Origin of the sequence: Lysobacter sp. K5869 (genome assembly GCF_018847975.1) — a bacterium.
Taxonomy (GTDB): domain Bacteria; phylum Pseudomonadota; class Gammaproteobacteria; order Xanthomonadales; family Xanthomonadaceae; genus Lysobacter.
In genome coordinates this window covers 495473-508728 of the sequence record NZ_CP072597.1, presented here as the reverse complement: position 1 = coordinate 508728, position 13256 = coordinate 495473, and the positions used below count along the sequence as shown (strand labels likewise).

General features: G+C 69.8%; 13 protein-coding genes. 5 read left to right on the top strand and 8 right to left on the bottom strand.

Annotation, left to right across the window (positions count from 1 at the left end; genetic code table 11):
- The first annotated feature begins 158 nt into the window (after window positions 1–158).
- Window positions 159–824, top strand: a complete 666-nt coding sequence (locus J5226_RS02195) for a hypothetical protein (RefSeq protein WP_215838232.1) — start codon at window positions 159–161, stop codon at window positions 822–824.
- Between the two features lie 31 nt (window positions 825–855).
- On the opposite strand, the gene J5226_RS02190 is transcribed toward J5226_RS02195, so the two are convergent.
- The 3 genes from J5226_RS02190 to J5226_RS02180 all read right to left on the bottom strand — a co-directional run bounded on the left by J5226_RS02190 (window position 856) and on the right by J5226_RS02180 (window position 3468).
- Window positions 856–1290: a hypothetical protein gene (locus J5226_RS02190; RefSeq protein WP_215838231.1), complete on the bottom strand. Its 435-nt coding sequence runs from the start codon at window positions 1288–1290 to the stop codon at window positions 856–858.
- A 117-nt stretch (window positions 1291–1407) separates the two neighbouring features.
- Window positions 1408–2769: an ATP-binding protein gene (locus tag J5226_RS02185; RefSeq protein ID WP_215838230.1), complete on the bottom strand. Its 1362-nt coding sequence runs from the start codon at window positions 2767–2769 to the stop codon at window positions 1408–1410.
- The gene (locus J5226_RS02180; protein WP_207522811.1) at window positions 2770–3468 is read right to left on the bottom strand and encodes a response regulator; all 699 of its coding nucleotides are present in this window, start codon (window positions 3466–3468) and stop codon (window positions 2770–2772) included.
- A gap of 225 nt (window positions 3469–3693) precedes the next feature.
- On the opposite strand from J5226_RS02180, the gene J5226_RS02175 reads away from it, so the two are divergent.
- From J5226_RS02175 to J5226_RS02165, 3 genes are all read left to right on the top strand, one after another.
- A complete protein-coding gene (locus tag J5226_RS02175) occupies window positions 3694–4170 on the top strand; it encodes a hypothetical protein (RefSeq protein ID WP_215838229.1) in 477 nt (158 codons plus the stop codon).
- An 83-nt stretch (window positions 4171–4253) separates the two neighbouring features.
- Window positions 4254–4709, top strand: coding sequence for an SRPBCC family protein (locus J5226_RS02170; protein ID WP_215838228.1), 456 nt, complete (start codon window positions 4254–4256; stop codon window positions 4707–4709).
- Window positions 4699–5049, top strand: coding sequence for a metalloregulator ArsR/SmtB family transcription factor (locus tag J5226_RS02165; RefSeq protein WP_215838227.1), 351 nt, complete (start codon window positions 4699–4701; stop codon window positions 5047–5049). The genes J5226_RS02170 and J5226_RS02165 overlap by 11 nt, the downstream gene beginning before the upstream one ends.
- A gap of 15 nt (window positions 5050–5064) precedes the next feature.
- Here J5226_RS02165 and J5226_RS02160 read toward each other — a convergent pair whose 3' ends face one another.
- From J5226_RS02160 to J5226_RS02150, 3 genes are all read right to left on the bottom strand, one after another.
- Window positions 5065–5538, bottom strand: a complete 474-nt coding sequence (locus J5226_RS02160) for a cupin domain-containing protein (RefSeq protein WP_215838226.1) — start codon at window positions 5536–5538, stop codon at window positions 5065–5067.
- 32 nt (window positions 5539–5570) lie between these two features.
- Entirely contained in the window at window positions 5571–6377 is an 807-nt protein-coding gene (locus J5226_RS02155; protein WP_215838225.1) for an MBL fold metallo-hydrolase, read from the bottom strand.
- A gap of 160 nt (window positions 6378–6537) precedes the next feature.
- Window positions 6538–7233, bottom strand: coding sequence for a glutathione binding-like protein (locus tag J5226_RS02150; protein WP_215838224.1), 696 nt, complete (start codon window positions 7231–7233; stop codon window positions 6538–6540).
- A gap of 91 nt (window positions 7234–7324) precedes the next feature.
- Here J5226_RS02150 and J5226_RS02145 point away from each other — a divergent pair, with 91 nt between their 5' ends.
- The gene (locus J5226_RS02145) at window positions 7325–8800 is read left to right on the top strand and encodes a PLP-dependent aminotransferase family protein (RefSeq protein WP_215838223.1); all 1476 of its coding nucleotides are present in this window, start codon (window positions 7325–7327) and stop codon (window positions 8798–8800) included.
- Between the two features lie 114 nt (window positions 8801–8914).
- On the opposite strand, the gene J5226_RS02140 is transcribed toward J5226_RS02145, so the two are convergent.
- Both J5226_RS02140 and J5226_RS02135 read right to left on the bottom strand, forming a co-directional pair.
- The gene (locus J5226_RS02140) at window positions 8915–9385 is read right to left on the bottom strand and encodes a hypothetical protein (protein WP_215838222.1); all 471 of its coding nucleotides are present in this window, start codon (window positions 9383–9385) and stop codon (window positions 8915–8917) included.
- A 145-nt stretch (window positions 9386–9530) separates the two neighbouring features.
- Window positions 9531–12659 carry a TonB-dependent receptor gene (locus J5226_RS02135; protein WP_215838221.1) on the bottom strand — a complete coding sequence of 1043 codons (3129 nt, stop codon included), beginning with the start codon at window positions 12657–12659 and terminating at the stop codon, window positions 9531–9533.
- Between the last annotated feature and the right edge of the window lie 597 nt (window positions 12660–13256).

The following is a 13256-nucleotide window of genomic DNA, read 5'->3' as shown; positions in this document are numbered from 1 at the left end:
ATTGGTGAAAAATTGTCCAGGCGAGAAAATCGGTGAGCGACGGCCGAAAGGCGATCGGAGCGGGCGCGATTGCGACAGGTTGACGACAGCTGCGAGGGGCGGCGCGGATCCCGGCGATAGGCTATGATGAGAATGGTTCTCATCTTTAGGCGTTCCCCATGACCGTCCCGCGACCCGTGGTGGCGGACGCCGCCGGCGCGCGCGAAGCCGCCGCGGCCTCCGCGTTCCTGGCCTTGCCGCCGGATCCGGCGCTGGACGCCGCCGCGCGTCTGGTCGCCGCCTACGGCACCGGCGCGCTGCGGCTGGCGCGCATCGCCGCCGCCGCGGCGATCGACGAAGACACCCTGCGCGCCCGCTTCGGCACCGACCGGCGCTTGCGCGAGGCGCTGGAACACCGCTTCGCCGACGGCTTCGTCGCGCGCGTGCGGCAAGCGATGGACCGCTGCCGCGAAGGCGATTGGGGCGCCCGCCTGCGCGCCTGGGTGGAGACGGCGGTGAGCGCCTACCTCGAGCAGGTGGCGCTACACGACGCCTTGTTCCACGACGCCGCGCGCGACAACGGCTACGACCGCCAGGCGTTCCAGGACAACCCGGTGATCGATCAATTGGTCGAGTTGCTGGAAGGCGGGATCGCCGCGCGGGTGTGGGCCGCGCCGGATCCGCGCATGACCGCGGTGATCTTCTTCAGCGCCATGCACGGCGCGGTCGACCGGGTGATCGCCTGCGGCGACGCGCAGACGCGCCCGGCCGAGGCCCGGCACCGCTTGGTGCAGACCTTGATCGGCCATTTCGAACGCAACGTGCAGTGGTGGACGCGGTTCTGAAACCGCGCCGCCGCTCAATGCGACGCCGTGCTCAAGCAGCGCAGGAGCGCAGCAACCGCGCCACCGCCGCGCGCAGGTCGAGGTCGATGGCGTCCCACACCGCCTCGCCGCCGATGGAGCGCGCTTCGCGCAAGGCCTCCAGCGCTGCGTCGCGCCGGCCCAGCCGCAGCAGCGCCTGACCGAGCAACAAGGCGGCCAACGGCGCGTGCTGTTGCCGGCTCCACTCGCGGGCCGCGCGCGCGGCGAGGATGCAGCCGGGGTAGTCGCCGAGGCGGTACAGCGCCTCGGCCGCGCCGCTGCTGAGCCAATGGCGGATTTCGTCGCCGTCGAGTCCGGCGTCGGCCAGATCGATGGCGCGCGCCCAATGCTTGGCGGCTTGCCGGTATTCGCCGGCGGTTTGATGGGCGATGGCCTGATTGGCCAAATCGATCACCCGCGACTCGAGGTCGTCGGGCAGAGCGTTCATATCCGTATGCATCGAAGGGTTCCTATCCTGGAGCCGGTCTCAATGTGAACGAGCGTGCTTGTAAACCGAAATAGCGCCGCCCGCGCAGTTGCCAACGCGGTGCGGCGGAAAAAGGGGTCACTGCAAATGGAAGGGCGGTTCAGGCGCGTCGGCGTCGGAATCGAGTTCGGCGCCGCGTTCGGGCCATAGCCGCGGCTGGCGCGGCAGCCGGGCGACGAAGCGCGCGCCGCCCAGCGCCGACGGCTCGACGTGGATCGAACCGCCGTGGCGGTCGATCACCTGGCGCACGATGCTCAGGCCCAGGCCGTAGCCGCCGGTGGCGCGGTCGCGGCTGCGGTCGAGGCGGTAGAACGGCTCGAACACGCGGCGGCGGTCTTCCGGCGGAATGCCGACGCCGTCGTCCTCGACGATCAGCAGCCAATCCTCGCCGGCCGGCTCGGCGGCGACGCGGATGGTGTTGTCGGCGTAGCGCACCGCGTTGCGCATCAGGTTGGAGAACGCGCGGCGCAGGGTGCGCGGCTCCACCGAGACTTCGTCGAGTTCCGGCGAGATCGCCCACTCGATCTGGGTCGCGCGGCTGCGCAGTTCGTCGGCCGATACGCCGGTGGACGCGCGCAGGAAGCCGGCCAATTGCACCGGTTCCAGGCTCGGCCGCGGGCCGTTGCGTTCGAGCATGCCGAGCGTCAGCAGTTCGCCGACCAGCAGATCGAGTTCCTCCACGTCGCAGCGCAGCGCGTGCACGCGCGCGCGCGCGACCCGGTCGTCGAGGGTGTCGGCGAGGTTGGCCAATCCGAACTCCAGCCGCGTGATCGGCGTGCGCAGCTCGTGCGAGGCGGCGTTGACCATGTCGCGCTGGGATTGGATCAGCCGGCCGATCTGATCGGCCATGTTGTTGAAGTACGCGCACAGCTGGCGGATCGACGAGCCGCCGCGCAGCCGCGCGCGCGCGCCGAGGTCGCCGTCGCCGAACTGCGCGGCGGTCACGCGCAGGCGTTCGAGGTCGCGCCAATGCGGCTGCAGCCAGATCATCAGGCCCAGCAGCACCATCGCGAACACGGTGAGGTAGGCGACGTAGCGGATCGGAAAATCGTTCTCGGTGTAGACGATCTGCACGGTCTCGCCGCCGGGCAGGCGCAGGAACAGATGATGGCGCTCGTTGCCGACGTGATCGCTGGCGCTGCCCAGCCGCGCCAGCTCCGAACGCGTGGACGGCGGCAGCGCGGCGAGTTCCTGCGCGTCGACCCGGCTGTAGCGCTCGGGCGTGCGCCGGTTGAGTTCGCTCAGGCGCCGCTCCAGCTCGGCGCCGGTGGCCTCGCCCAAGCGTTCGCGCAGCAAGGTCAGCTCGCCGACGAACTCGTGCCGCACCGAGGCGGAGTACTGGTCCGGGAACAGGTAGGGGAACACCTGCTGCACCACCAGGATCGAGCACAGCAGCAGCCCGGCCACGGTGAGGTACAGCCGGACCAGCATCGACAGCATTCAGTCCTCCCAGGCGATCGGACTGAACAGATAGCCTCGTCCCCACACGGTCTTGATCTTGCGCGGCTCGTGCGCGTCGTCGGCGAAGTGCCGGCGCAGGCGCGAGATGCTGACGTCGACCGTGCGGTCGACGCCGTCGAAGCCGATGCCGCGCCAGCGCCGCAGCAGCTCGTCGCGGCTGAGCACGCGGCCGGCGGCCTGGGCCAGGATCACGAACAGGTTGTAGTCGGCGGTCTTCAGGTCGATCTCTTCGCCCTTCCAACGCACCTGGCGCGCGGTGAGGTCGATCTGCAGGCCGCCGTAGCTCAGCACCGACGGGCCGGCCGCCTGCGGCTGCGCCTGGCTGCGGCGCAGCACCGCGCGCAGCCGCGCTAACAGCAGGCGCGGTTCGACCGGCTTGAGCACGTAATCGTCGGCGCCGACCTCCAGGCCGGTGACCTGGTCGAACAGGTCCGCGCGCGCGGTCAGCATCACGATCGGCAGGCTGGATTGCTTGCGGATCTGGCGGCACACATCGAAGCCGTCCATGCCGGGCAGCATCAGGTCGAGCACGATCACGTCGGGCGGATCGTTCTCGATCGCGGCCAATGCAAGGTCGCCGCGCAGCACCACCGAGGTTTGGAAGTCGTAGCGTTGCAGGTACTCGGAGATCAGCCCGGCCAGACGGGCGTCGTCCTCTATCAGCAGGACCTTATTCATGGCCACCTCATGCGAGCCGGCATGGTAGCGCCGGGCGGTGTGGGCCGTGGAGGCGATACAAATAAACACATCTGCCGTTGAGGCTAGCGTCAGGCGGGTTTTCGTGTGTGAACATGGCCACCGGTTGGGGGAGAGGCGGAATCGAACCGTGACGATGTCGATGCGGCGAAGGCGAGCGCGGTTGCAGCGGCGGACGCGCGCGCGCGCCACGCGGGCTTGGGCGCGATGACCCGCGCGGCCGGCCGCGGCAAAACAGCGGTAACCGCGGCCGTCGCGTGGTTGGCGGGGTTGGCGTGGCTGGCTTGGACGCAAGCCGGCCCCGGTGCGTGGGTGCTGCCGCTGGCCGCGACGCTGTTGTGCGCAATCGGTCTGTTGGCTCAGCGTTGGCCGCGCGTGGGCGCGGCGCGGGCGTTGGCCGCGGCGGCGTGGACGGCGCTGTTCTGCTTCGCGCTGACGCCGCCGCTGTACGGCGCCATCGCTTCGGCCGCGCGGGCCTGGAATCCGAACCGCTTCCTATGCGACGCCGACGGTCGCATGGTGCGCTGCGGAATGATCGGCATCGAGGTCGTGTTGGTGCCGCTGGCCCTGTTCGCGTTCGCGCTGGTCTACCGCTGGCGCTGGAGCGACGCGGCGGTGGAGCGGTACTCGGTCGCCGTCGCGGCGGTCGTCGCATCGGCATGGCTGGGCTATGCGGCGCTCTGAGCGCTGCCCGCTCGCGTTCTGAACAGGCAACTTGACGGTTGCATTTTATCGGCGCAGGCTGACATGCACCCAGGAGGTTGCCCATGAACGCATCGACCGATCGCATCGAACGTCAGATCCTGCTCAAGGCGCCGCGCGCCAAAGTGTGGCGCGCGCTGGCCGACGCCGAGTCCTTCGGCGAGTGGTTCGGGGTCAAATTGCAAGGCCAGCGCTTCGCCCCCGGCGAGCGCGCGCAAGGCCACATCACCTATCCCGGCTACGAGCATCTGCTGATGAACGTGGTCGTGCGGACGATGGAACCCGAGCGCCTGTTCTCGTTCCATTGGCATCCCTATGCGGTCGATCCGGACCGCGACTACTCGCACGAAGAACCCACGCTGGTGGAATTCACCCTCGAAGACGCCGACGGCGGCACCTTGCTCAAGGTGGTGGAGTCGGGCTTCGACCGGGTGCCGGCCGAGCGCCGCGAGGAAGCCTTCCGCATGAACTCCGGCGGCTGGGACCAGCAGATGGACAACATCGCGCGTTATGTCGGCTAAGCCCGGCGCCGCGCTCAAGGCCTCGGCGCTGCGGCGCTCGGCGCGGGTGTTCGACGCCTTGGGCGACGAAACCCGGCTGCGGCTGGTGGTGGCGCTGTGCGCCGGCGGCGCGCTGTCGATCGCCCAGCTCACCGCCGGCACCGACATCAGCCGGCAGGCGGTGACCAAGCATCTGCAAGTGTTGGCCGGCGCGGGCTTGGTGCGCGACCTCAAGCTCGGGCGCGAGCGGCTGTGGCAGTTCGAGCCGGCCGAACTCGAGCAGGCGCGGCAGTCGCTGCAGCGCATCGGCGAGCAGTGGGATCAAGCGTTGCTGCGGCTCAAGGCCTTCGTCGAAGACTGAGCCGCGGCGCCGCGCTCAACGGTCGGTCAGATCCAGCACCGGCCGCCGCTGCTCGCGGCAATACCGTTCGTAGGCCGCGCGCTGGCTCTGCGCGGTCGCGCGCAGCCGCACGGTGCCGCCGGGGCCGAGGAATTCGACCGCGCCCATCACCACGATCAGCGCGATCATCGGTTCGTCGCCGACGATCTTCCACCAATCCACGTTGCCCGGCGGCTCGTAGACGTAGTCGCCCGGGCCGATCAGCTCGCCCGTGCACAACTGGCGGGTGCCGCTGAGGTTGTAGGCGTGGATCTCGCCGGTGTGGCGGTGCAGCGGCATGGTCAAGCCCGGGTCCATGCGCAGCAGTTCGACGAAGCCGCGGTCGTCGGCGAAGAAGCGCAGCGGCTTGGAGTATTTGCCGGGCGTGTCGGCGGGAATCCACGGCAGTTGCGCGCTGGCGCCGATGCGCGCGGGCAGGTAGTCGTGCAGGGTGTCGAAGCCGGAAGCCATGACGGTGTCTCGCGAAGTGGGGGCGCGCCGGCTCAGCCGGCGATCGCGTCGAAAAAGCGCTGGAACGAAGCGTCCACCGCGGCGCGGCCGCCGCCGAGGATGTTGCGTCCCAGGCTGTAGCCGTAGACGTCCTCGAAGTCGTAGCCGGCGATGCGTTCGCGCATCGCGCGCACGTCGGCGGGCTTCATCGGGATGTAGTTCGGGTAGCTGTACATGAAGGTGGTGTGGCGGCGGTCGGACACCACTTGCAGCGCATCGCCCGGGAACAGCGCGTCGCCGCGCTCGCCGCCGCGGCGCCAATGCAGCGCGGTGCTGCCGGCGAAGTGGCCGCCGCAGCGGATCAGGCGGACGTCGTCGGACAGCGCGAGTTCGTCGCCGCTCCAGTAACGGATCGCCGGCGAGGACCGCTGCACCCACTCGCGGTCGGCTTCGTGCAGATAGATCGGCACGTCGCCGAACGCGCGGCTCCATTCGACCATCGAGGCGTAGAAGTGCGGGTGCGAGATCGCGATCAGGTGGATGCCGCCGAGCTCGCGCAAGGCCTGCACGGCCTCGTCGGTCACCAGCGCCAGGGTTTCCCACAGGACGTTGCCGGCACCGGTGGGCAGGAACATCGCGCGTTGGTCGATGGCGAAGGCGGGGGTCATGCTCAGGCTGAGCACGCCGGCGTCCTCGTCGATGCGCAGGCGGTGGCGCTGCGCCAGCGATTCCAGCGTGGTCCAGCGCTGGCCGTTCCAGCCGACGTACTGGCGCTCGTCCTCGCAGATCGGGCAATGCGCCGGCGGCGCGGCGGATTCGGCGAACTGGGTGCCGCAGGTTTCGCAGATCGGGAACGGCATGGCGGGCCTCGTGGGGTGGCGTGATGCGTGCGGGGTCGGTCGCGGTGCAGCCCTGGGTTCCCGCGTTCGCGGGAATGACGGCAAGCCGGATTCGCCACAGACGTTTTGAGCCGTCGTCCCCGCGAACGCGGGAATCCCGGACTTCGGCGCGCGGCCTCGCTCAGCCCTGCGCGCCCTGCCCGAACAGCGCGCGCCGTTCGGCTTCGGTGAAATTCGCCGGCTTCGCGTACGGATCGTCGACCCCGGCATAGGCGCGCTGCGTCGCCGGCCGCGCGCCGATGCGTTCGAACCAGCGCTGCAAGTCCGGCGTGCCCGCCAGGTCGTGGCCGAGCCCGGCGTGCGGCAGCACCCACGGATAGCAAGCGATATCGGCGATGGAGAACTCGTCGCCGGCGATGAACTCGCGTCCTTGCAGGCGCCGGTCGAGCACGCCGTACAAGCGCGCGGCTTCGCGCGTGTAGCGCTCGATCGCGTACGGCACCGCTTCGGGCGCGTGCGCGCGGAAGTGCCCGGCTTGCCCGGCCATCGGGCCGAGGCCGGCCATCTGCCAGAACAGCCACTGCGTGGCTTCCAGTTGCGCGCGTTCCTCGCGCGGCCACAGCAGGCCGGTCTTGCGCGCCAGATACAGCAAGATCGCCCCGGACTCGAACACCGGCACCGGCGCGCCGCCGTCGGCGGGGGCGTGGTCGACGATGGCCGGGATCTTGTTGTTCGGCGAAATCGCCAGGAACTCGGGCGCGAACTGCTCGCCCGCAGACAGCTTGACCGGCACGATCCGGTGCGCGAGCCCGGTCTCTTCCAGGAACAGGCGCAGCTTCTGGCCGTTGGGGGTGGCGGCGTAGTAGAGGTCGATCACGTCGGCGGATTCCGTAGCGGCGGGCGCCGCTCTCATGACGCCAGCTTAGGAGTACCCTGGCGCCCCGAGTGGGCCAGAACGGGTGGATCGCATGGAACCAGTTTCCGAGGGGAGCGTGTTCGAGTTCGGGCTGAGCCTGCCCGCGCGCGGCACAGGCAATCTGACCCACGAACTGCACCAACAGCTGCGCGCGGCCATCCTCGACGGGCGCCTGGCCGCGGGCGCGGCGCTGCCGGCGACGCGGCAGGTCGCCGCGGGGCTCGGCATCGCCCGCAACACCGTGGTCGCCGCCTACGACCTGCTGATCGCCGAGGGCTACGTCAGCCCGCGCCAGGGCGCCAAGGCGGTGGTCGCCGACGTCGCCGCGCGCCGCGACCGGCGCGGGCCGCAGCACCTGCAAGCCGGATTGGAAGACACGCGCTTGAATCCGCTGTGGCGCACGCCGTTCCTGCGCCCGGACGCGCCGCGCGAACTGCCCGAGCGCTGCTTCCGCCTCGGCATTCCCGACCATCGCCATTTCCCCCACGACATCTGGCGGCGGCTGTCGGCGCAATCGCTGCGCGCGTGGTCGAAGACCCGTTTCAGCTATCCGCCGTCGCAAGGCATCGCCGAACTGCGCCACGCCATCGCCCAGCACGTCGCCTTCGCCCGCGCGGTGGCCTGCACCGAGGAAGAAGTGGTGGTGACCTCCGGCGCGCAGCAGGCCTTCGATCTGTTGGCGCGGCTGTTGGTGACGCCGGGCGAAACCCGGGTCGCGGTGGAAGAGCCCGGTTATCCGCCGGTGCGCGCCGCCTTCGCCGCCGCCGGCGCCCGGCTGGTGCCGATGCCGGTGGACGAGGAAGGCCTGTGCGTGGAGCAACTGCCCGACGACGTGCGCGTGGTCAGCGTCACGCCCTCGCACCAGTCGCCGACCGGCGTGGCGCTGTCGCTGCGCCGCCGCCGCGCGCTGCTCGACTTCGCCCGCCGGCGCAACGCGCTGGTGATCGAGGACGACTACGACGGCGAGTTCCGCTTCGGCGGCCGCCCGCTCGACGCCTTGCAGACGCTCGACCGCGACGGTCTGGTGTTCTACATCGGCACCTTCTCCAAGAGTCTGTTCCCGTCGCTGCGCAAGGGCTTCATCGTGGTCCCGCGCTGGGCCCGCGACGCGCTGGTCACGGTCAAGCACTGCGCCGATTCGCACAGCGACACCATCACCCAGTCGGTGCTCGCCGCCTTCATCCGCGACGGCCATCTGGCCCGCCACGTGCGGCGCATGCGCGCGGTCTACGCGCCGCGGCGCGAGGCGCTGTTGGCCGGGCTCGATGCCGAACTGGCGCCGTGGCTGCAGCCGATCCCGTCGGAAGCGGGCATGCATCTGGCCGCGCGCATCCGCGACCCGGCGCTGGCGCCGGCGATCCTGGCGCGGCTGCCGCGGCACATGCCCGGCGCGCAGCCGATTTCCGAGTACGCGATGCATGCGTCGGCGCCGGCGATCACGTTCGGGTATGGCGTCATCGACGTGGAGGAGATCCGGCCGGCGACGCGGGCGTTCGCGCGCTCGTTGGCGCGGATGGGCGCCGAGTGACCGCGATGCCGCGCATTTCCCTGTAGGAGCGGCGTCAGCCGCGACCGCGGGGTTGCGGATTGCGGCGTCAGTTTCGTCGTAGCTGCTTTGTCGCGGTCGCGGCTCACGCCGCTCCTACAGGGCGCTATCGAGTTCGCGCAAAGACCGGGTGTCCACCGCCACGAACCGCGCCGGCCGCATTCGCCCGAAATCGCGCCGTTCGCCGCGCCGCACCCGCGGATTCGGATCGAGCACGCGCGGCGAATCCGCATCGTGCAGATACACCACCCAATGCCAAGTGCCGTCTTCGCGCGCATTGATCGCGACCAGCCCGTCGCCGTCGCACTCGCTCCAATCCGCTACGGAGCGCTCGCCCTCGCTGCGGATCCGCAACACCGCCAGCATCCGCCGCAACTGCCGCGCATCGGTCAGCCAGCCGGCGCGCGCCGTGCGCAGCCCGCCGCCGGCGCGATAGCGATACGGCCGCGGCCCGATGCCCAAGGCCCGCGCCAGGGTGCGCGCCTGGGCATAGCCGATCCCGGCGAGCATCGCCACGCAGGCGAGGCCGCAACCGCTGCGGTCGTGTTGGAGTCGGCGTTGGATCATCGGGCGGGGGCGTCGGCAACGTTCGCGCCGAGCCTAGCACCGTGCCGGCCCGGACGCGTCGCGCCCCGGGCCGGTGCCGGCTTCGGTCGAAGCCGGCGTTTGCGGCGAGCCCGTGCTGAGCGGGCTCGCCGCGGTCGAAGCCGCCTCAGTCGAAGCGGTAGGTCACGCTCAGGCTGTATCGACGGCCGAGGATGTCGTACGTGCCGATGCCCAACTCGCCCGGCGTGGTGCCCAGCGGCGGGTCCTTGTCGAGCAGGTTCTGCACGGCGAAGTTGACCCGCACGTTGTCGCCGAAGCGGTAGTTGGCGCCGGCGCCGAGCAGCCAGTACGACGGCGCGCGCAGCACGTCGGCGGTCTCCACGGTGTTCTCGTTGTCGAACACCGACGCGCTCAGATAACGCGCGTTGAGGTTCAGGCCGAGCTTGTCCTTCTGATAGTCCACCGCGAACTGGTACTGGCGCTTGGCCATGCCGGTCTCGCCGGCGTCGTCGTCGACGCTGACGCCGGTGGTCGAGCTTTCGAAGCGCTTGACCCACAGCGCGTTGGCGCTGAAGTCGAAGCGGCCCCAATCGCCGGCGTCCCAACGGTAGGCCAACTCGCCGGTGATGCCCTGGAAGTGGATGAAGTCGCCGTTGCGGTAGCGCACAGCGACGATGTCGAACTGGCCGTCGGCGTTGCGCTTGACCTGCTGGCAGTAGTAGTTGGCGTTGTTGACGTTGGCCGGGTTGAACTCGGCGTTGTCGTAGCAGGCCGACAGCACGTCGTTGATGCTCTGGGCGAAGATCTGGTCCTTGAGCTTGACCTCGTTGTAGTCCACCGCCAGACGCAGGCCCTTGACGAACTCGGGCTGCCAGACGAAGCCGGCGGTCCACGAATCGGCCGCTTCGTTGCGCAGGTTCGGTTCGCCCTGGCGCGCGCCGCGCGCGGTCGAGCTGTTCTGCTGGAAGTCGACCGGGTTCAGGCCGTACTGCTGGTAGAACGCCGCGCAGTTGCGCGCGCGCGCGGCCGGATCCGGGCCGCCGGTGACGTTGCGGCGGTCGCAGGGATCGGAGGTGCTCTGGAACAGCTCCACCTGCGGCAGGAACAGTTCGGTGATCACCGGCGCGCGCAGCGAGCGGGTCTTGTTGCCGCGGATCTGCAGGCCCGGCAGCGGCTCCCACTGCAGGCCGTAGGTGTAGGCGTTGAAGCCGCCGTTGACGCTGTTGTCGACGCGGCGGAACTTGCCGGTGATGTCGAGGCGGTGCAGGCCCGGGATGTTGGAATCGGGCGAGACCAGCGGCAGCATCGCTTCGGCGTAGTACTCGTTGGTGTGGAACTTGCCGTTGAGCGCGGGGATCGCGACCGAGCGACCGAGGCCGCGGCGGGTGAAGTCGTTCGGGGTGAAGCCGCCTTCCTCGGCGCGGTACTCGTAGCCCAGCGCGATGTTGAGCGGGCCGCTCCACAGCTCGGCCACCGGGCCGCTGACGAAGGCGCTGAACACCTTCTGCTTCTGCTCGAAGTCGGTGCGCTGGATGCCGGTGATGTAGTCGATCGCCTCGGCCGAGGGACGGCCCTGGCCGAACAGATCCAGCGGTACGCAGTTGGGATCGGCGATGGGGTTGGAGTTGGCGCCGGCGCTGGCGGCGTAGACCGCGTTGCGCGCGTTCGGATCGCAGACCAGGCGGCCGCCGACGTTGCTGACGTTGATGGCGTTGATGAAGTTCTGCTGGTTCAGCGACACCGACGAGGTGTAGGCCTTCATCCGGCCGTAGTTGGCCGAGATTTCCCAATCGAACGGACGCGACCACAGCTCGAAGTCGCCGCGCGCGCCGACCACGATGCGGTCGATGGTGCTCTGGGTGCGGTCCGGGGTCAGGCCGAGATCGGCCGAGGTGCGGGCCAGTCGGAAGCTGCCGATGCCCAGCGCCTGCAGTTGCTGACGCGCCTGCGCGTTGAGCAGCGGATGGGTCGACTGCACGATCAGCGCGCTGTTGAGGCGGGTGCCGGCGGTGGTGTTGCCGGTGGAGGCGATATCCACCGGCGGATCGGCGTCGGCGCGGTAGTGCAGGCCTTCGGCGAACAGCCGCACGTTGTCGGCGACGTCGTAGTGGCCGATCACGTTGACGGTCTGGCGCTTGAGGCTGGTCAGCAGCGCGGTGATGTCGGCGGTGTTCAAACCCTGGCCGCCGGACGCGGTGCTGGTGCCGAAGTTCACGCCCGGGTCGTACGGCACCAGATTGCCGTTCGGCGCGAATTGCAGGTAAGTGCGCTGGTTCGGGCCGAAGCCGCGCAGCGCGCCGCCGGGCAGGGTGACCGCGCCGCTGACCGGCAGCACCAGACCGCCGAAGGTGGTGGTGAAGGTGCGCGCGTCGCGGATCAGCACGGTGCCGGGGATGCCGTCTTCCGGGCCGGTGTCGAAAGGAATGTTGCCGTGCACGCGACCGTCGGTGGCCGGGTTGCGGCCCGGCTGGTTGGTGCGCATCTGCGCGGCGTTCGGGTTGGCCGGGAACGCGTAGGCGCGGGCGAAGTCGGTGCGGTCCGAGCGCACCAGGCCCTGGCTGTCGTCGTAGGACGCGCCGACCATGATGTTGCCGCGGCCATCGGCGAAATCGGCGCCGGCCAGCACGCTGTAGCCCAGGCGCTCGTTGTCGCCGTGGTCGCTGATGCCGTAGTTGAAGTTGGCTTCCACGCCCTGGAAGCGGTCCTTGAGGATCACGTTGACCACGCCGGCGATCGCGTCGGAGCCGTAGGTCGGCGCGCCGCCGATGGCGACGTTCTCGACCCGGTCGATCATCTGCACCGGAATCGCGTTGAGGTCGACCTGCGAACCGGCGGAGAAGCCGAAGTTGGTCAGCGCGCGCGAGGTCACCATGCGCCGGCCGTTGAGCAGGGTCAGGGTGCGGTTGCTGCCCAGGCCGAAGCGGTTCACGAAGTTGACGCCGCCGGCGAAGCTGCCCTGGCCGCCTTCCGGGGTCTGGCCGACGCCGAAGCCGACGGTCTGGTTGAGCGCGTCGGCGACGTTGGTCATGCCGCGCTCGCGCACCGATTCGCCGGAGACCACGCCGGCCGGCTCCAAGGTGTCGAAGCCGCTGCGCGGAATGCGCGAGGCGGTGACCTTGATGCCTTCCAGTTCGGTCGCGCTGCGCTCGGCCGGGGCCGGCGCGGCGGCGGGCGCGGGCGCCGCGGCCTCCTGGGCCAGGGCGGCGGGCGCGAAGGCGGGCGCGGCGAGCGCCACGGCCAGAGCGGTCAAAAGCGGGCGGCGCCGCAGCGAGCGGCGGGTGGTCGAGCTGAGCATTGGTGGGTCCCCGGGTCGGGCCGGCGCGTACGGCCGGCGCCTGCTCAGTACGCCTAATTCGGCAAACCGTCCGCAAGAGCGGAGGTAGCGATATTCGTTATTAAAACGTGACGACAATCGCGCGATGGATCGATATTTCAGCCGAACGGTGTCAACCGAGGCGGAAACGTCGTTGGACGAGCCTATTCAGGTGGGGAACGGCGGCGATCCGGCCAGGCCATGCCGGGCCGTCCTGTCGAGGATAGGCCGCGAATCCCCGGCGGCGGGGCGGGGTCGGACGGCTGAACCGCCGGCATCGCCGCGCCGGGCCGCGCGGAGCGGCCCAAGCGCCTGATTTATAATGCTTCGGTGCCGCGGTCATCTCCTCTCGTGTCGAGAGCAGCAAATGGCGTCAGCAGCCTGCTTCGTCGGGCAGCATGTTGATTTGCGCGCATTTCTTGGGGCGTTTCTTTTCTCTTTTAGCGGCACATCGGTCAGCTGCTGACGCGGCTAAGGGCCGATATAGCGCGCACTGACAAGGATAAATGCCTGAGGCACTCTGCTCCGAGGCTTTCGGCGTGGGGTGTTGGCCTGTGCGGTGCCTCTTAATCTTGGGCC